We start from the raw sequence: 18148 nt of genomic DNA on the forward strand, positions 1-18148 counted from the left end.
GCAGCGCGGGGTGGATCGTGCTGATCGGGTTGATGACATTCGCCGGCTATGCCGTTTATCTGGATTTCGAAATACGCGGCGCCTTCGAGGGTCGGCGCTGGGCGGTGCCGGCGCGCGTCTATGCGCGGTCGCTGGAGCTTTTTGCCGGCGCACCGATCTCGATAGAACAATTGACGGAAGAGCTGCAGCGGCTCGAGTACCGCTCCGTGACCAATCCCCAGCGGCCGGGCGAGTATCACCGCGCGGGTAATACCCTCCATGTGCATACTCGCCAGTTCAGATTCTGGGACGCTGAAGAGCCGGCGCGCCGCCTGCGCATCCAATTCGACGGTGGTGTGCTTCGCGCCGTGGGACCTGACACCTTTGGTGCGGCATTGCCCATAGCGCGACTCGATCCACCCCAGATTGGCGCCATTTACCCGGCGCACCGGGAGGACCGCGTACTGATCCGACTCGCCGATGTGCCGCCGCTGCTGATTCAGGGACTGCTGGCGGTCGAGGATCGCAATTTCTACCAGCATTCCGGCATCGATTTACGCGCCATAGCGCGTGCCGCCTGGGCCAATCTGCGCGCGCTCAGTCTCGTTCAGGGCGCCAGCACTGTCACGCAGCAGCTGGTGAAGAACTTTTTTCTGACACCTGAGCGCACGCTCTGGCGCAAGTCCAACGAAGCGCTGATGGCGCTCCTGTTGGAGTGGCATTACGACAAGGACGAGATTCTGCAGGCGTACCTCAATGAGATCTATCTGGGCCAGCGGGGGCGCTACGCGATTCATGGCTTCGGGCTCGCTTCCCGGTTCTACTTCGGACGACCGATCGAGCAGCTCGATGCGGCACAACTGGCCACCCTGATCGGTTTTGTCCGCGGTCCCTCCTACTACGACCCCTGGCGTCATCCTCAGCGCGCGCTCGAGCGACGCAACCGGGTTCTGCGGCAAATGGCCGGGCAACGGCTGCTGGACAGCGCCGAGGCGAAGCGGCTGCAGAAGCAACCCTTGGGTATCGGCGAGCGCCCCGCCGGGGGAGCCACACCCTATCCCGGCTTCATGGATCTGGTGCGTCGCCAGTTGCGTCAGTTCTATCGCGAAGAGGACCTCACCTCAGAGGGACTGCGCATCTTCACCACCCTGGACCCGGTGGTGCAGGCGCAGGCTGAACGCGCGGTCGCCCGATGGATGGGGCGTCTCGAGCGGCGCAGCAATCTGTCTGCCGGTACGCTGGAGACGGCATTGCTGGTCAGCGCACGTGAACGTGGTGAGGTGCTGGCCCTGGTGGGTGGCAGCGAACCCCGTTACCCCGGTTTCAACCGTGTGCTGGATGCCGCCCGGCCGATCGGATCGCTTATCAAACCGGTGGTCTATCTTGCTGCCCTCAGCGAACCGGATCGTTACCATCTCGCCACCCGGATCGATGACTCGCCTATCCGCATCCAGGGACAGAATGGCACTATCTGGTCGCCGCAGAACTTTGATGGCGAGTATCGGGGGGCTGTCACGTTACGGGATGCCTTGACGAACTCCTATAACGTGCCGGTGGTGCGAGTGGGAATGGACCTCGGCATGGAGCGCGTTCTCAACAGCTTGCGCCAACTGGGTGCCCGTCGTTCGCTCGATCCTTATCCCTCACTGTTCTTAGGGGCTGCCGCCTTGACACCGCTGGAGGTGGGCCAGATCTATCAAAGCCTCGCTGATGGCGGTTTTGCGACGCCGTTACGAGGCATCCGGGAGGTGCTCTCCGCGGATGGCCAACCACTGCAACGCTATCCTCTGGTGGTGGAGCAAGCCGCCGATCCCAGGGCGGTCTTCCTGGTCTCGTCCGTATTGCAGCAGGTGGTAAGTGTTGGGACCGCCAAACAGCTTGCCGAGCAGATATCTCCCAACGCGGCCATCGCGGGCAAGACAGGCACCACCGATGGGATGCGAGACAGCTGGTTTGCGGGTTATACGACCGATCATGTCGCCGTGGTGTGGGTAGGGCGTGATGACAATGAACCCACCGGACTGACCGGCAGCAGCGGGGCGATGCGGATCTGGGGTGAACTGATGGCGCGGTTGCCGCTCCGGCCTCTGGAGTTGCTGCCCCCGGAAGGCATAGAGTGGGCGCGTGTCGATCGTGACTCCGGCCTGATCGCCAACGACCGCTGTGAGCGGAGCGACTGGCTGCCATTCGTTCGCGGCAGCGAGCCGCGCCAGCAGGCGCCTTGCGCGACCCCCTGGTGACCCTTGCATCCTCCCCAGAACCCGATATGGTTAGTCCGGTTACGGAGCTGATGTGGTGGAATGGGATGAATGACGGGCGACCAAGATCGCCGCTGCAGGGGCTTGCCGCGATCCTGCTCGCGCTGCTCGCCGGGTGTGCGGGTGTGGCGCCCGATGCGCAGGATAGGCACTTGGATACCACCGCCATTGCGGCGCCCGTCAGTGATCTGTCGACACCCGTTCAGGCGCCTGCGACCCAGGAGTCGCCCGCGGTGGTGGCGCTGCTCGACCAGGCTGACAACCAACGTTCGGGCGGGCAGTTGGAGCGCTCGGTCGCCACTGTGGAGAGGGCGCTGCGCATAGAGCCGCGCAACCCGCGCCTCTGGTTGCGGTTGGCTGAGTTGCGTCTTGCGATGGCGATGCCGGAAAGAGCGGAACAGCTCGCCATGAAAGCCAAGGCATTGGCGGTAGCCAATCCCGTGTTGATCGAAAAAAGCTGGCGATTGATCGCCCAGGCCCGCTACCAGAGGGGTGATACTGCCGGAGCCGCCGAGGCCTTGCGCCAGGCTGGAAACTACCGTGAGTGATGAAGACAAAAAAGAACAGCCCGCAGTCTACTCGCTCGATAAGTTGATCGGTGAGGCGCGCCGCCTGGCCGCCGACTACCGGCGGGCAACCGGGAAGCCTTTACCCGGCGTAAGCATCGAGATCGCTCTGCATGATGCGGCTCGTCTGCTCGACCTGGATTTGACTCCAGGTGCCGGCGGCTATGATGCGATCGGTCGCGGGGCACGCGACGGCAAGCGAATTCAGATCAAGGGGCGCGTGATCTTTGACGAAGCCAAAGGCGGGCAGCGTATCGGGCAATTGAGCAGCGGTGAGGCCTGGGACTGCCTGGTGCTGGTGTTGATGGACGACGAATACCAGCCCTTCGAAATCTACGAAGCCGCGCGTGATGAGATCATGGCCGCATTGGCTGAACAGACCAGCAGCGCACGTGCAAAACGCGGCGCCCTCTCGGTGGCCAAATTCAAGATGATCTCGCGGCTGGTTTGGGATCGCGATACGGGACTCGATCCCCAAGGCTGGGAAAACCGACCGGCCGATTCAGACCTCCGCAAGTAGGTCCACCGTTGTGAGCCACTTTGACGCTTCCCTGCGCGAACTGTTCGCCGCTGATGGCCCCATTGCCGGGCAGCTGGAGCGCTATACGCCACGGCAGGCGCAGAGCGAAATGGCCGAGGTGGTGGAGCGCACGCTGGAGAACGCCGATATCCTGATATGCGAGGCCGGTACCGGAACCGGAAAAACCTTCGCTTATCTGGTCCCCGCGCTGCGTTCGGGCCTGCGTGTTCTGATCTCCACCGGCACCCGCAATCTGCAGGATCAGCTCTTTCATCGCGACCTGCCACGCGTGCGCGAGGCGTTGGGTATCCCGGTGCAGGCGGTGCTGCTCAAAGGGCGGTCCAATTATCTGTGCCAGCACCGCATGCAAGTTACGGCCGCCGAGGGACGCTTTGCACGCCGCGAAGACGCGAGCCACTTCCAGTGTATTCAAGCCTGGTCAGGACGTACGCAGGATGGCGACATCGCAGAGGTGGAGGGTATCCCCGAGGACTCCTATCTCTGGGCTCGCGTCACGTCCACTACCGACAACTGCCTGGGGCAGGAGTGCGAACACCTGCAGCGCTGCTTTCTCTATAAGGCGCGCAAGCGGGCGCTGGAAGCCGATCTGGTGGTGATCAATCACCATCTGCTGTTTGCCGATCTGGCGTTACGGGAAAACGGTTTCGGCGAGTTGCTGCCGAGCGCCGATGCCGTTGTCGTGGACGAGGCCCACCAGCTGCCCGAAATAGCCGCGAGTTACTTTGGTCAATCGTTGAGCGCGCGGCGGCTGGAGGAACTGGCGAATGATGCAATCACCGAGCGTTTGCGCGATGCACCGGATGCCCGGGGTATCGAGGATGCCGCCTGTCAGCTCGAGAAGGCGACGCGCGATATGCGTCTCGCCTTTGGCCGTGAGGCGCGACGGGGCCCCTGGGATGCCGTCCGCGACCTGCCCGCGGTGAGCGTCGGTGTCGCCCGCGTACTGGAAGGGCTGGTGGCGCTACGCCAGGAGTTGGAAGCCCATGCAGCACGCGGCAAGGGGTTGGAGAGCTGCTGGCGTCGCAGTGATGAGCTGCGCGGTCTGCTTGCCACCTTGTCGGGTACGGCCGTTGCAGGCTATGTGCAATGGTTTGAGACCACCCGGCGAGGGTTCAACCTGAACCTGACGCCACTCGACGTCGCTGAGCCTTTTCAGGCTTATCTCAAGGCTGCGGAGCGGGCCTGGATCTTTACCTCGGCGACACTGGCGGTGGGCGGGCGTTTCGAGCACTTCGCCCGTCGACTTGGGCTCGAGGACTTCACCTCCGGCCGCTGGGAGAGCCCTTTCGATTACGCCAGCCAGGGGCTGCTCTATCTGCCGCCTCAATTGCCGGAGCCCAATGATCCTGGCTATACGCGTGCCGTGGTGGAGTGCGCGTTGCCGATACTGGAAGCGAGTGGCGGTCGAGCCTTCCTGCTCTTCACCAGTCATCGTGCACTCCAGGAGGCTCACGATCGTCTGAAGGATCGTATCGATTTCCCGCTACTGGTGCAGGGAAGTGCCCCCAAGGGTGAACTGCTGGATCGATTTCGTGCGGCCGGCAACGCGGTACTGCTGGGTACCGCCAGTTTCTGGGAAGGTGTGGATGTACGCGGCCCGGCGCTCTCCTGCGTCATCATCGACCGGCTGCCGTTCGCCTCACCCGGCGATCCGGTCCTGGAGGCGCGTATCAAGGCACTGCGGGAGGCGGGAGGCAATCCTTTTCGCGACTACCAGCTGCCGCAGGCGGTCATCGGCCTGAAACAGGGTGTGGGGCGTCTGATTCGCGATGAAGAGGATTCGGGCGTTCTGGTTGTCTGCGATCCGCGTTTGCGCACCAAATCCTATGGTCGTGTCTTTCGCCAAAGCCTGCCACCCATGCCGGTCACGCAGGCGATTGACGATGTCAGGCGTTTCTTCAACGATCCACGCCATCATCTGACCGCGTTGAACGAAGCGGTTTCGAGTTAGTATCGATTGACAATGAACGAGAACATCGAGGTCATGGCGGACCCAAGCATCCTCGCAGTCGAGACATCCACCGAAGCCTGCTCAGCGGCGTTGCTGATCGGCGGTGAAATCGCTGAACGCTACGAGATCGCGCCGCGGGCGCATGCCCGGCTGATCCTCGGTATGGTGGATGAACTGCTCGCCGTGGCGGAACTGAAACCGCAGCAACTCGACGCCATCGCCTTTGGGCGTGGTCCGGGGGCCTTCACCGGTGTCCGTATCGCGGCGGGGGTCGTACAGGGAATCGCTTTCGGGGCCGACCTGCCGGTGATCCCGGTCTCGTCGTTGGCGGCGTTGGCGCAGGATGCAATAGATTACAGCAATCAGACGCGGATCCTGGCTGCGATTGATGCGCGGATGGGAGAACTCTACTGGGGAATCTATCGGTGCGGTGATCAAGGCTACGCGGTTGCCGTTGGAGATGAACAGGTAACCGATGCCGCAAGAGTGGTTATCCCCGACTCGGAAACCTGGTTTGGCGCAGGATCGGGATGGGATGTCTATGGCGTACAGCTGCGCGATCGCCTGGAACAGCGCTTGGCCGGTGTTGCTGCCGAGACCTTTCCGCGTGCGCGTTCCATTGCGCGATTGGCGGTCAGGGAATGGAGCGCTGGCAATACCGTGGCCGCCGACCAGGCCCTACCGGTCTATCTGCGCAACAGGGTGGTTCAGGCACCTTGATCGGGTGTCGGTCTGCAAGTTCCCGGCGGACCGCGGTCGGGCCACACCGACCGCTAGCCCGCCCGGGCAGGCATCGCCATTGTGCCTGTTATGAAATGACCAATAACAAACAACAGGGAGAGAAACGATGAAAAAGTGTTTACTGGCAGGTGGGGTGCTGTGCCTGTTGTGGGTGGTGACGGTGGGCGCCGCGCCCAAGGGGTCGGATATGAGTTGTGCCTCGTTGGAGTTTCTGAATGCATGCGCCCTCAACGGCGGCATAGTGTCCTGCAGCAAGGGTTCGATAAATGGCCGACCGGAGACCACAGCGATGTGCTGCAAGGAAGGCGCGGGTGGCAGCCGGGTCTGCTCTTACGATCCCAATGACATCGCCCGCGGTGCGGTGGCGCCGCGTGCTTTGAACGCTGATAAGCGCGCACCGCTACGCGGTCGGGAAGCAGGTGCGCCCGCTAACCCCACGGGGAAACGGCCAATCGGCCGGTAACCCGGCGACCGGCTGAACACCGATTCGAGAAGCAGTCTGCACCGGGAGAGGGGGAGTTTGAGTGATAATCGGGCGCGATTGACCTGAACCAGGGGCAGGTGTCTGGCACCATGCAAATCAGTTCCACCAATGCCACTCTACTACCCGCTCCGCGCCCACGAGTGGATTCGGGGCGTTCCCCGCGCCTGCCCGGGCCCGATCCGGAGGCGCAGCAACAGCTACCCGAGTCGCGTGCCGCCCGCCAATACGCCACCAGCCAGGCGGAGGTGGTCGATTCGCTGCGGCGGTTTGCGCAACTGCGCGGACAGGCAGAACCCCAGGACGGGCGGACGGTATTACCGCTGCGCAGCCGACAGGCGCTGGACGCCTATGTCGAAACCAGACGCGAGGAAGAAAGGGCGTTCCTCCACGATGTGATGGGAGTGGATATCTTCGCCTGATCGAGTAACGACACAGTGCCGGGGTTTGCGCATCGGGATCCACGGACATGTTGTCGAGGCTCAAGTGAGCAGCAGATTCTCCAACACCCTCCGGTAGGTCCGCGACAGGGTGTCCAGATCGTCCACGGCCACGCATTCGTTGACCTTGTGGATAGTGGCGTTGAGGGGGCCGAACTCGACCACTTGCGATCCGGTGGGGGCGACGAATCGGCCATCGGATGTTCCGCCAGCGGTCGAAAGCCGGCATTCCACGCCAAGTTCGGTACGCACCGCCGCCTGGAGAGCCGCGGTCAGTTCGCCCGGTTGCGTGATGAAGGGTAAACCGGAGGACTTCCATTTCACCTCGTAATCCACTTCGTGCCGATTCAGGCACTCGGTGAGCCGTGCGCGTAACCCCTCGAAGGTCTGTTCCGTGGAGTAGCGCCAGTTGGCTTGGACGTCCAGGTGGCCCGGTATGACGTTGTCGGCGCCGGTGCCGGCGTTGATATTGGCCACCTGAAAACTGGTGGGTGGGAAAAACTCGTTGCCAGAGTCCCATTCGGTGGTCGTCAGTTCCGCCAGTATCGGTGCGAAGCGGTGCACCGGATTGTCGGCCTTGTCGGGGTAAGCGACATGGCCCTGGACGCCGTTGATGCGCAGATGCACATTGAGTGACCCGCGACGGCCGTTTTTGGCGACATCGCCCAGCGTCATCTCGCAGGAAGGCTCACCCAGAAGGCACCAGTCGATGTATTCGCCGCGTGCCTGCAGCGCCTCGACAACCTTGACGGTGCCATCGATGGCAGGGCCCTCTTCGTCGCTGGTCAGCAAAAACGCGATGGATCCTCGATGATCGGGGTGTGCGGCGATGAATTCTTCGCAGGCGGTAACCATTGCGGCAATGCCGCCCTTCATGTCCGCGGCGCCACGTCCGTAGAGCATGCCGTCGCGAATCGTTGGCTCAAAGGGTGGCGCAACCCAGCGTTCGGCCGGTCCGGGTGGCACCACATCGGTGTGACCGGCGAGTACCAGCAGCGGCGCCTCCGTCCCGCGCCGCGCCCAGAGATTGCTCACGTCCCCGTGATCCATGCGCTCGATGTGGAACCCGACGGTGTCCAGGCGTGCGGCGATCAACTCCAGGCAGCCGGCATCGTCCGGTGTCACGGAGGGACGCCGAATCAGCTCCTGGGTCAACTTCAGGGTGGCGGACATCAGGGTTTGTGAACGCGTCCAGGTGCGTTCAGGAACAGCCGCAACAGGCGAGGGGATGCGTTCACTACCACTCAATCCTGGCGCAGCAGTTCGTTGATGCCGACCTTGCTGCGGGTCTTGGCGTCCACCTGTTTGATGATCACCGCGCAGTAGAGGCTATGGCTGCCGTCCTGGGCTGGTAGATTGCCGGAGACCACTACGGAACCGGCAGGAATGCGCCCGAAGCTGGTTTCGCCCGTTGCGCGATTGTAGATTTTGGTGCTTTGCCCGATGTAGACGCCCATGGAGATGACGGAGCCCTTCTCCACGATCACGCCCTCAACGACTTCGGAGCGGGCGCCGATGAAGCAGTCGTCCTCGATGATCGTCGGGCTGGCCTGCAGCGGTTCCAGAACCCCGCCGATACCGACGCCGCCGGAGAGATGGACGTTCTTGCCGATCTGCGCGCAGGAGCCCACGGTGGCCCAGGTATCGACCATGGTTCCGCTGTCGACATAGGCGCCGATGTTGACATAGGAGGGCATCAATACCACATTCGGCGCGATGTAGGCCCCGCGGCGCGCCATGGCGGGGGGTACCACACGCACGCCGCTGGCGGCCAGCTCCGCCTTGCCCATATCGGCAAATTTGGGTGCCACCTTGTCGTAGTAATGGGTGAATCCTCCCTGCATGACACGGTTCTCCTCCAGCCGGAAGGAGAGCAATACCGCCTTTTTCAACCACTGATTCACCACCCATTCACCCACGCCCCGTTGCTCGGCCACCCGCGCCTTGCCGGTATCGAGCAGATTGAGCGCCTCCGCCACCGCTTCGCGAAGGGCGGGGTCGGCGTTATGCGGATTGAGTTCCGCACGGTGTTCGAAGGCCTTTTCGATGGTGTTCTGCAGGTCAGTCATTCACGATTCTCCAAAGATATTGCCAACGTCTTTTCGATTGCGGGAAGCGCGACGCTCACAGCGCCGCCACGAAATCACGGATGCGGATTGCGGCTGCAACGCACTCCTCCAGCGGCGCCACCAGCGCCATACGCACCCGGTTGGTGCCGGGATTGACGCCGTGGGCGTTGCGCGACAGGTAACTGCCTGGAAGAAGGCGCACATTGTACTCGGCAAACAAGCGATGGGCGAACACCGTGTCGGAGATAGGCGTTCGCGGCCAAAGGTAGAAGCTCGCCGGCGGGCGATAGAGTTCCAACGTGTCGCCAAGCACCTCCAGAACGGCATCGAATTTGGCGCGATAGGCCGTGCGGTTTTCGACCACGTGTCTTTCGTCGCGCCAGGCGCTGACACTGGCTGACTGGGTGGGCGGAGGTAATGCGCAACCATGATAGGTGCGATAGAGCAGAAAACGTTCGATTAGACGCGCGTCACCCGCGGCGAACCCCGATCGCAGACCCGGCAGATTGGAACGCTTGGAAAGACTGTGAAAGACGATGCAGCGCGCGTAATCGTCACGACCCAGGCCCGCCGCCGCGGCAAGCAATCCCGGTGGGGGAGCGGTTTCATCCTGATAGATCTCCGAATAGCACTCATCGGAGGCAATGATGAAATCGTGACGATCCGCCAGATCGATCAGACGCTGCAGCGTCTCGAGGTCGGCGACAGCGCCCGACGGGTTGCCAGGCGAGCACAGATAGAGCAGTTGACAGCGGTCCCACACCCGTTCCGGCACTGCGTTCAGATCGGGCAGGAAGCCCGTTTCGGCGGTGGTGTTGAGGAAGTAGGGTTCCGCGCCCGCCAACAGTGCGGCTCCTTCATAGATCTGGTAAAAGGGGTTCGGCATCACCACCAGCGGATTGGTTGAGCGATCGATCATCGCCTGTGCGCAGGCGAACAGCGCCTCGCGTGTACCGGCCACCGGGAGTATGTGCAGTTCGGGATCGACGGAACCCGTCTTGAGGTTGAATCGCCGAATCAGCCAGTCTGCGATGGCATTACGCAACTCCGGTATCCCCTTGGTCAGTGGGTAACTCCCCAGTCCGTTCAGGTGGCCGATGAGATCTTCGATCACGAATCCCGGCGGTCGATGTTTGGGTTCACCGATCGAGAGGTTAACGGGTGCGAACTCGGGGTTGGGTGTGACGCCGCTTAGCAGTTCGTTGAGGCGCTGAAAGGGATAGGGTTGCAGTCGATTGAGATCGGGGTTCATGCGTGGCCAATCAGGGTGGCGAAGGGTCGATGACAACGCGCCGTAGTATAGGCGATGGCCAGGCGCCGTCCCAAGGTGTATGGCTCCCGGTTGGCAGTCTTCTGCTGTGCGCGACGCTCTGGGGCGTGGTCTGGTATCCACTGCGCCTGCTGGAAGAGGCGGGACTTAGCGGTTTGTGGTCGTCGCTGGTGATGTATCTCGCAACACTTTGTGCCGTCCCTTTGATAGTGCGGGGTGCAGGACGGGCATGGCGCAGTCACCTGTCCTGGTTGCTGGCGCTGGCGCTTTCCAGCGGCTGGTGCAATGTCGCTTTTATCCTCGCGGTGCTGGATGGGACCGTGGTGCGGGTGCTGCTGCTCTTCTATCTGGCGCCCCTGTGGGCGGTTCTACTGGGACACTGGTTGGTTGGCGAACGCATCACCCCCACGGCGTTGGTGGTGCTCACCCTGGCCATCGGTGGGGCCGCGGTGATGCTGTGGGATCCCGCCATTGGCCTGCCTTGGCCGCGCGAGCGCAGCGATTGGCTGGCACTCTCCAGCGGCTTCACATTCGGCCTGAACAACGTGCTGGTGCGACGGCTGCAAAGCGTATCGATCGGGGTGAAGACAACGACTGCCTGGCTGGGTGTGGTGGGTATTGCTTTGCTGTGGCTGGTGTTAAGCGGGGCCGAACTGCCCGCAGTGCCCAACGGCGTCTGGTTGGGGGCAGGGGCATTGGGACTGTTTGGTATGACGTTGATGACCTTATCATTGCAGTATGGCGTCACCCATCTGCCGATCCAACGCTCTTCGATCATCCTGCTGTTCGAACTGGTCGCGGGGGCACTGAGTGCCTACTGGTTGGCGGGAGAGCTGTTGCATGGCAGGGAGTGGCTGGGTGGGGCACTCATCGTCGCAGCGGCCTACGTTTCGGGGCGCCGCAGCCCCGGGTGCGCAAACTAGCCGTCCAGATAGCGATGGATGGCGTCGGTGAGACATTGAAACTGCGCCGGACTGCTGAGCGGCTGGTTTTTGTTATCCGTGATGTAGAAGATGTCCTCGGCCCGCGCCCCGAAGGTGGCGATTTTGGCGTTTTTCAGGCGCACGCCACACTCGGCGAACGCCTTGCCCACCGATGAGAGCAGCCCCGGCCGATCGGAGGTAAACAATTCCAACACCGTTCGGTTGTTGGGTTCGTCGAGATTGAAATGGATCTCCGAGGGCATGGTAAAGTGCTTTAGCTGGCGCGGAATGCGACGCCGGATGGGTGGGATGGGTTGGTCTGGAGCCGCCAGCATCCGACGCAGCTGGTCGCGAATCTCATCGAGCCGGAAAGGATCCGTCACCGGTGTTCCCGATTCGTCGAGCACCAGGTAGGTGTCAAGCGTGTAACCATTGTTCGTCGGCATGATGCGCGCATCCGCGATGGTCAATGCCAGTTGATCGAGCATTGAGGTCGTCTGGGCGAAGACGCGGTCGCTGTCGCGGGTGTAGATGAAGATGACGGTGCCGCCCTGTTTCTCGTGCGGACGAACCAGAACCAGGGGTAACTCCTCGCGCGGGGTGCGTACTATGGCCTTGGTTTGCCACGCCAATTCGTCGACCGAGCAACGCAGGACATACTCTTCGTGCACGTGCCGCCACAGGCTGTTGATCTCCTCGTTGCTCAGGCCCTCGCGGCGCAGTTGCGCACGGGCCATGGCGCGAATGCCACGCAGACGGTCGTCGCGATCGATCGGGATCTCCAGGCCGCGGCGCAGCGCCCGTTTGGTCCGCGTGTAGAGGTCGTGAAGCAACGTGTTCTTCCACGAGTTCCAGATGGTGGGGTTGGTGGCCCGGATATCGGCAACCGTCAACAGAAACAGGTAATCGAGGTGATCCTGATCGCCCATGGTATGTGCAAATGCCGTTATGACTTCAGGATCGCTGATGTCGCGCCGCTGTGCGGTCAGGGACATGACCAGGTGATTGGCCACCAACCAGGAGACCAGGCCGGCGTCGTAAGCGCTCAGGTGGTGCTCTTCACAGAACCGAAGTGCTTCGTCGGCGCCGATTTTGCTGTGATCCCCACGGCGACCCTTGCCAATATCGTGGAACAATCCTGCGAGATAGAGCAGTTCCATCTTCGGAATGCGCTGGCTGATTTCGCTGCAATGGGGAAATTCCCCGAAATGCTCGGCGACCGTGAAACGGCGCAGATTGCGTATTACACGCAAGGTGTGTTCGTCGACGGTGTAGACGTGAAACAGGTCATATTGCATCTGCCCGACGATGTTCTCGAAGGCCGGGATATACGCCGCCAGCACACCGTAGCGGTTCATGCGCCGCAATTCATGGGTGATGCCCTGTGGTTGGCGCAGGATCTCCATGAACAGGCTCTGTGCCCGCAGATCGCGCCTGAATTCATCGTTGATCAGATGCCGGTGGCTGCGGATGAGCCGAATGGTCGTGGCGCGCACCCCCTTGAGGTCGGGGCGCTGCTCCATGATCAGAAACACCTCCAGCAGCGCATAGGGGAAGCGCCGGAAGACATCATCGCTGGTAACCTCGATGAAACCGCGCTGCGCCTGGAAACGGCGGTTGATGGGTTCAGGCTCGCTGGTGTCGTCCGCGTACAGAATGACTTCCTGGAAAAGCTGCAACAGCATTTCGTTGAGGCGTGACAGTTCCATGATGGTGCGGTAGTAGCGTTTCATGAACTTTTCGACCGCAAGGCGGTGATCGTCATCCTGGTAGCCGAACTGACGGGCCAAGGCGCGTTGATGATCGAAAAGCAGGCGGTCCTCGCGCCGCCCGGTGAGTATGTGCAGGGCGAAGCGGATATCCCACAGGTAGTTCTGGCGGGCGATCAGATCGCGATACTCGGATTCGGTGAGGAAGTTGCGGGTTACCAGGTCGTGCAACGCGCTGGCGCGAAAATAGCGCTTGGCCACCCAACCGATCATTTGGATATCGCGCAGACCGCCGGGTCCTTCCTTGATGTTGGGCTCCAGGTTGTAGGCGGTTTCGTGGTATTTGACATAGCGCTCCTGCTGCTCGCGCCACTTGGCCTCGAAGAATTCGCGGCTTGGCCAGAGGTGATCGGGGCCAACCGCCTCACTGAGCTGATCCATGAGCTCCGTCGTTCCTGCCAGCAACCGCGCTTCCATGAGATTGGTGGCGACCGTGATGTCCTTTTGCGATTCGGTCACGCACTCTGTCAGCGAACGCACGCTGTGCCCCACCTCGAGACCGATATCCCAAAGCAGCGTGATGAAGTCTTCAATCGGGGAGCGGAACCGGTCGTGATCCTCGCCGCGCAGCAGGATCATGACGTCGATATCGGAGGCCGGGTGCAGCTCGCCCCGTCCATAACCTCCCACGGCGATCAACGCGATATCAGCGCCACTGTCCGCCAGATGCAGCCCCCAGGCACGTACCAGCAACTGATCTATGAAGACGGCGCGTTGGGGCACCAGTTCGCTGGCGGGGACACCGGCGAGAAAACGGTCCCGCAGTGCCTTGTCGCCCGCAGCAAGCGCCTTGCGAAACAGCGGTATCGGTTTCTTTGTGGCCGCCAGCGCCAGATCGAAGCTGGCTTCAGCGAATATCGGATGATCGACCGTGGCGACTGTGGGATCGGGCAGTTGCGCGGTCATGGCGGGCGTGGAGCGGTAGCGCTCAGTTACTCAGCGTGAGGATTTCGTGGCCGTCATCGGTGACCAGAATCGTATGCTCCCATTGTGCTGAGAGGCTGCGGTCCTTGGTCACCACGGTCCAGCCGTCGGGCAGTACCTTCACGTGGCGTTTGCCACTGTTGATCATGGGTTCTATTGTGAACGTCATTCCCGGCTCCAGCACCAGTCCGGTTCCCGCCTGTCCGTAGTGGAGCACTTGCGGCTCCTCGTGAAAGGCGCGACCGATCCCGTGGCCGCAATACTCCCTTACTACCGAGCAGTGCTGCGTCTCGGCGTGGCGCTGGATCGCCGCCCCGATATCTCCCAGCCGGACGCCCGGTCGCACCATTTCAATGCCCAAATTGAGGCACTCCCGGGCGATACGCACAACGCGCTTTGCCAGAATCGATGCCTCTCCAACGATGAACATACGGCTGGTATCGCCATGGAATCCATCCTTGATGACCGTGATATCGACATTGATAATGTCGCCCTTTTTCAGCTCTCGCGGCCCTGGTATCCCGTGGCATACCTGATGATTCACCGAGGTGCAGATCGATTTCGGAAATCCATGATAGTTAAGGGGTGCCGGAACAACCCGCTGTACGTCGACCATATAGTCGTGGCAGATCTGGTCCAGCGCCTCGGTGGTTACACCGGGCTCGATATACGGACCAATCATGTCAAGAACCTGAGCGGCGAGCCGCCCTGCGGCACGCATTTTCCCAATTTCTTCAGGGGTTTTAATGGTAACGCTCATGCGGTTCAGAACGATCGGTGGGCCGGGATCGAGCTATGGTAGCAGTCCCCGGTATGGCGGGCCATTGGCCGTTTAGGCCGGGGTATGGTATAAAGCGCGCGCTGCGACGATCCCCCGCGCGGGGTAGCGGCACTAAACCCACACACACGTCGACACATGCGGCGGGGTGCCTGAGCCTCAGGGCTTCAGGTCGGCGCATGGGACGTGTGGAGGCCTAACCCCATACAATTTGGAGTATTACCATGGCAACTGTGTCTATGCGCCAGATGCTGGAAGCTGGCGTGCATTTCGGTCACCAGACCCGTTACTGGAACCCCAAGATGGCACCTTTCATCTTTGGGGAACGCAATAAAATCCATATTCTGAATCTGGAAAAAACACTCCCGCTGTACAAGGAAGCGACTAACTTTATCAGCAAGGTCGTTTCGCAGCGCGGATCGGTGCTTTTCGTCGGCACCAAACGTGCTGCCCGCGAGATCATGGCCGAGCAGGCCAAGCGTTGCGAGATGCCCTATGTAAATCAACGCTGGCTGGGCGGCATGCTCACCAATTTCAAGACCATCAAACAGTCGATCAAACGGCTCAAAGACCTTGAAGCCATGGAGCAGAGCGGAGCCATCGAACGCTTCAATAAAAAGGAGCAACTGGGGCTGCGCCGCGAGATGCAGAAACTTGAAAGCAGTCTGGGAGGCATCAAAGATATGCCGAGCCTGCCCGATGTGCTCTTCATCGTCGACGTGGGTCACGAAGACATTGCTGTCAAAGAGGCTGCGAAACTGGGTATTCCGGTAGTGGGCGTGGTCGATTCCAACAATCCTCCCGACGGCGTCGACTACATTATCCCTGGCAATGACGATTCGATGCGTGCCATTGAACTGTATGTGAAGGGGATCGCTGATTCGGTGATCGAAGGTCGTTTGAGCATGACCCAAGTGGGCGGAGCCGCGGACGAATTCATCGAACTCGACGAAGAGGGCAATATCGCAGGCCACGCGGACACCAAACCCCGCAAATCGGCCGAAACCGCGGAACCCAAAAAGCCCGTCACCAAGAAAAAGGCGGTGATTAAGAAAAAGGCCGCCCCCGCCAAGAAGGCGGAGGAAAGCACCGAAGAACCTGCCCAATCGGCTGACGAGTCGTAAGTCAAGTCTATGGACGGCGGGAGCACACTGCCTGATAAGGTGCGGGTGCCCCGCCGTTGTTTTTCCAGGAGTGACTAATGTATTTCCCGTACGAGGATAAAACCGATGCAGATTACCGCAGCGCTAGTTAAAGAGCTTCGCGAGCGCACAGGCGCTGGCATGATGGAGTGCAAGAAAGCCCTGGTCGAGTGCCAAGGCGACATCGAGGCCGCCGTTGAACTGATGCGTAAAAGCGGTGCTGCCAAAGCTGACAAGAAAGCAGGTCGTGTGGCGGCTGATGGCGCGATTGTGGTCGCCGCCGATACCGGTGTGGCAGCGATCGTCGAGGTCAACAGCGAAACGGATTTTGTCGCTAAAGATTCCGGTTTCAAATCCTTCGCAGACGCCGTGGCCGCGATCATACTTGCCTCACGCCCTGCGGATGTTGAAGCGCTGAAGGATGCGACATTAGCGGACGGTTCCACCGTCGAGGCAGCGCGCCAGGCGCTTGTGGCCAAGATCGGCGAAAACATCAATGTACGCCGTTTTGTCGTTGTCGAGGCTGCCGGCGCTACGGTCGCTCACTATCTGCATGGCGGCCGCATTGGCGTCGTTGTCACCATGAAGGGCGGCAGCGAAGATTTGGCGCGCGATGTGGCCATGCATATCGCCGCGAGTCGGCCCGTGTGCATCGCAGAGGAACAGGTGCCTGCAGACCTATTGGCGAAGGAGCGTGAAATTTTTGCTGCCCAGGCTGAACAAAGCGGTAAGCCGGCGGAAATCATTGACAAGATGGTCGATGGCCGGATCAAGAAGTATCTCAAAGAGGTCACGCTGTTGGGTCAACCGTTCGTGAAAAATCCCGATGAAACAGTCGCACAGCTGTTGCAAAAAGCAGGCGCGGAAGTGCTGCAATTCGTGCGGCTCGAGGTCGGTGAGGGTATCGAAAAGAAACAGGACAATTTTGCTGAAGAGGTAATGGCGCAGGTTAAGGGCAGCAACTGACAGGCATCGATGACCGAGGAGAGAGGATGGCCAGCGAGGACTATCGATATCGGCGTGTACTGCTGAAGCTGAGCGGTGAAGCACTCTTGGGGTCGGGTAGTTTCGGCATCGATCCGTCGATACTCAATCGATTAGCCGAGGAGATTACGGAAGCCGTCAAGGCGGGCGTTCAAATAGGCCTGGTGATAGGCGGCGGTAATCTTTTTCGGGGAGCTGGTCTGGCGCAGGCGGGGCTTGATCGCGTGACAGGCGATCATATGGGAATGCTCGCTACGGTAATGAACGCCTTGGCCATGCAGGCAGCTTTGGTTCAGGTGAACGTCGACGCTCGGGTGATGTCTGCACTGCGAATGGATCAGGTGTGTGAGGATTTTTCGCGCCGCCGCGCCGTTCGGCATTTGGAGAAGGGAAGGGTGGTGATTTTTGCCGCGGGTACTGGTAATCCCTTTTTTACAACGGATTCCGCTGCCAGTTTGCGCGCTATCGAAATTGGTGCCGAGTTGATGCTCAAAGCTACGAAAGTTGACGGTGTCTACTCAAAAGACCCTGTCAAGCATCCGGATGCCGAACACTACCGAACCCTTTGTTACGACGAGGTTTTATCGAGGAAGCTCATGGTCATGGATGCAGCCGCGGTGGTACTATGCCGCGATCATCAACTGCCATTGCGGGTATTCAATATGAACCAGCCTGGAGCATTAAAACGTATTCTGCAAGGCGAGCCGCTTGGCACTCTGGTACATGGGGAGACCGCAGATGATTGAGGATATCAAGAAAGATGCAGATACTCGCATGCACAAGAGTATCGACTCATTGCGGCAGGAGCTGTCCAAACTACGCACCGGCCGAGCGCACACCAGTTTGCTCGATCACATCACTGTTTCTTACTACGGTACCGACATGCCACTCAATCAGGTGGCTAACGTCGGTGTGGAAGACTCGCGGACGCTCGTGATAAATCCGTGGGAAAAGAGCATGGTACAGCCGATCGAGAAGGCCATCATGACTTCTGATCTGGGTTTGAATCCAACCACGGCAGGCACGGTGATTCGCGTCCCGCTTCCGCCGCTCACCGAAGAACGTCGTAAGGACATGGTGCGTATAGTGCGCCAAGAAGCAGAAGGTGCGAAAGTGGCAATACGCAATATTCGACGTGATGCGAATCATCATATAAAGGAGCTTCTAAAAGAGAAGGAAATCTCTGAAGACGAGGATCGGCGTGCTGAGGAAGGTATCCAAAAACTTACCGATAAGTATGTTGCAAAGGTAGATGAGCTTCTTGCTGTAAAAGAAGAGGAATTGATGGCGATCTAGATGCGAGCGATTCAACCTCACGTAATTTGCACTGAT

Annotated in this window: 17 protein-coding genes; 12 read left to right on the top strand and 5 right to left on the bottom strand. The window is 60.5% G+C overall.

Annotation, left to right across the window (positions count from 1 at the left end):
• The first annotated feature begins 32 nt into the window (after positions 1-32).
• The 7 genes from mrcB to DWQ09_13085 all read left to right on the top strand — a co-directional run bounded on the left by mrcB (position 33) and on the right by DWQ09_13085 (position 6939).
• Entirely contained in the window at positions 33-2219 is a 2187-nt protein-coding gene (mrcB, locus tag DWQ09_13055) for a penicillin-binding protein 1B (protein ID KAA3627385.1), read from the top strand.
• Positions 2220-2245: 26 nt separating this feature from the next.
• Positions 2246-2785, top strand: a complete 540-nt coding sequence (locus DWQ09_13060; protein KAA3627250.1) for a tetratricopeptide repeat protein — start codon at positions 2246-2248, stop codon at positions 2783-2785.
• Complete coding sequence (locus DWQ09_13065) at positions 2778-3323, top strand: hypothetical protein (protein ID KAA3627251.1); 546 nt, start codon at positions 2778-2780, stop codon at positions 3321-3323. The genes DWQ09_13060 and DWQ09_13065 overlap by 8 nt, the downstream gene beginning before the upstream one ends.
• A 109-nt stretch (positions 3324-3432) precedes the next feature.
• A complete protein-coding gene (locus tag DWQ09_13070) occupies positions 3433-5295 on the top strand; it encodes an ATP-dependent DNA helicase (GenBank protein ID KAA3627386.1) in 1863 nt (620 codons plus the stop codon).
• A 33-nt stretch (positions 5296-5328) separates the two neighbouring features.
• Positions 5329-6015: a tRNA (adenosine(37)-N6)-threonylcarbamoyltransferase complex dimerization subunit type 1 TsaB gene (gene tsaB / locus DWQ09_13075; protein ID KAA3627387.1), complete on the top strand. Its 687-nt coding sequence runs from the start codon at positions 5329-5331 to the stop codon at positions 6013-6015.
• A 127-nt stretch (positions 6016-6142) separates the two neighbouring features.
• Entirely contained in the window at positions 6143-6499 is a 357-nt protein-coding gene (locus DWQ09_13080) for a hypothetical protein (GenBank protein KAA3627252.1), read from the top strand.
• 161 nt (positions 6500-6660) lie between these two features.
• Positions 6661-6939 (top strand): hypothetical protein, encoded by a 279-nt coding sequence (locus DWQ09_13085; GenBank protein ID KAA3627253.1) that lies wholly within the window; start codon positions 6661-6663, stop codon positions 6937-6939.
• A 60-nt stretch (positions 6940-6999) separates the two neighbouring features.
• Here DWQ09_13085 and DWQ09_13090 read toward each other — a convergent pair whose 3' ends face one another.
• The 3 genes from DWQ09_13090 to dapC all read right to left on the bottom strand — a co-directional run bounded on the left by DWQ09_13090 (position 7000) and on the right by dapC (position 10278).
• A complete protein-coding gene (locus tag DWQ09_13090; protein KAA3627254.1) occupies positions 7000-8130 on the bottom strand; it encodes a succinyl-diaminopimelate desuccinylase in 1131 nt (376 codons plus the stop codon).
• A 71-nt stretch (positions 8131-8201) separates the two neighbouring features.
• The gene (gene dapD, locus DWQ09_13095; protein KAA3627255.1) at positions 8202-9026 is read right to left on the bottom strand and encodes a 2,3,4,5-tetrahydropyridine-2,6-dicarboxylate N-succinyltransferase; all 825 of its coding nucleotides are present in this window, start codon (positions 9024-9026) and stop codon (positions 8202-8204) included.
• A 55-nt stretch (positions 9027-9081) separates the two neighbouring features.
• Positions 9082-10278, bottom strand: coding sequence for a succinyldiaminopimelate transaminase (gene dapC / locus DWQ09_13100; GenBank protein KAA3627256.1), 1197 nt, complete (start codon positions 10276-10278; stop codon positions 9082-9084).
• A gap of 2 nt (positions 10279-10280) precedes the next feature.
• On the opposite strand from dapC, the gene DWQ09_13105 reads away from it, so the two are divergent.
• Positions 10281-11219: a DMT family transporter gene (locus DWQ09_13105; GenBank protein KAA3627257.1), complete on the top strand. Its 939-nt coding sequence runs from the start codon at positions 10281-10283 to the stop codon at positions 11217-11219.
• Here DWQ09_13105 and glnD read toward each other — a convergent pair.
• On the bottom strand, positions 11216-13894 hold the full coding sequence (gene glnD / locus DWQ09_13110; GenBank protein KAA3627258.1) for a [protein-PII] uridylyltransferase: 2679 nt from the start codon (positions 13892-13894) through the stop codon (positions 11216-11218). The two genes, DWQ09_13105 and glnD, sit on opposite strands and share 4 nt — an antisense overlap.
• A 22-nt stretch (positions 13895-13916) precedes the next feature.
• On the bottom strand, positions 13917-14672 hold the full coding sequence (gene map, locus DWQ09_13115) for a type I methionyl aminopeptidase (GenBank protein KAA3627259.1): 756 nt from the start codon (positions 14670-14672) through the stop codon (positions 13917-13919).
• A 242-nt stretch (positions 14673-14914) separates the two neighbouring features.
• On the opposite strand from map, the gene rpsB reads away from it, so the two are divergent.
• The 4 genes from rpsB (at position 14915) to DWQ09_13135 (ending at position 18112) form a co-directional block, all read left to right on the top strand.
• Positions 14915-15814, top strand: a complete 900-nt coding sequence (gene rpsB, locus DWQ09_13120; GenBank protein ID KAA3627260.1) for a 30S ribosomal protein S2 — start codon at positions 14915-14917, stop codon at positions 15812-15814.
• A 105-nt stretch (positions 15815-15919) separates the two neighbouring features.
• The gene (locus DWQ09_13125; protein KAA3627261.1) at positions 15920-16798 is read left to right on the top strand and encodes an elongation factor Ts; all 879 of its coding nucleotides are present in this window, start codon (positions 15920-15922) and stop codon (positions 16796-16798) included.
• Positions 16799-16824: 26 nt separating this feature from the next.
• Positions 16825-17562, top strand: a complete 738-nt coding sequence (locus tag DWQ09_13130) for a UMP kinase (GenBank protein ID KAA3627262.1) — start codon at positions 16825-16827, stop codon at positions 17560-17562.
• Positions 17555-18112: a ribosome recycling factor gene (locus tag DWQ09_13135; GenBank protein ID KAA3627263.1), complete on the top strand. Its 558-nt coding sequence runs from the start codon at positions 17555-17557 to the stop codon at positions 18110-18112. Before DWQ09_13130 ends, DWQ09_13135 begins: the two co-directional genes overlap by 8 nt.
• The last annotated feature ends 36 nt before the right edge of the window (positions 18113-18148 follow it).

This window comes from Pseudomonadota bacterium (assembly GCA_008501635.1).
Taxonomy (GTDB): Bacteria; Pseudomonadota; Gammaproteobacteria; order QQUJ01; family QQUJ01; genus QQUJ01.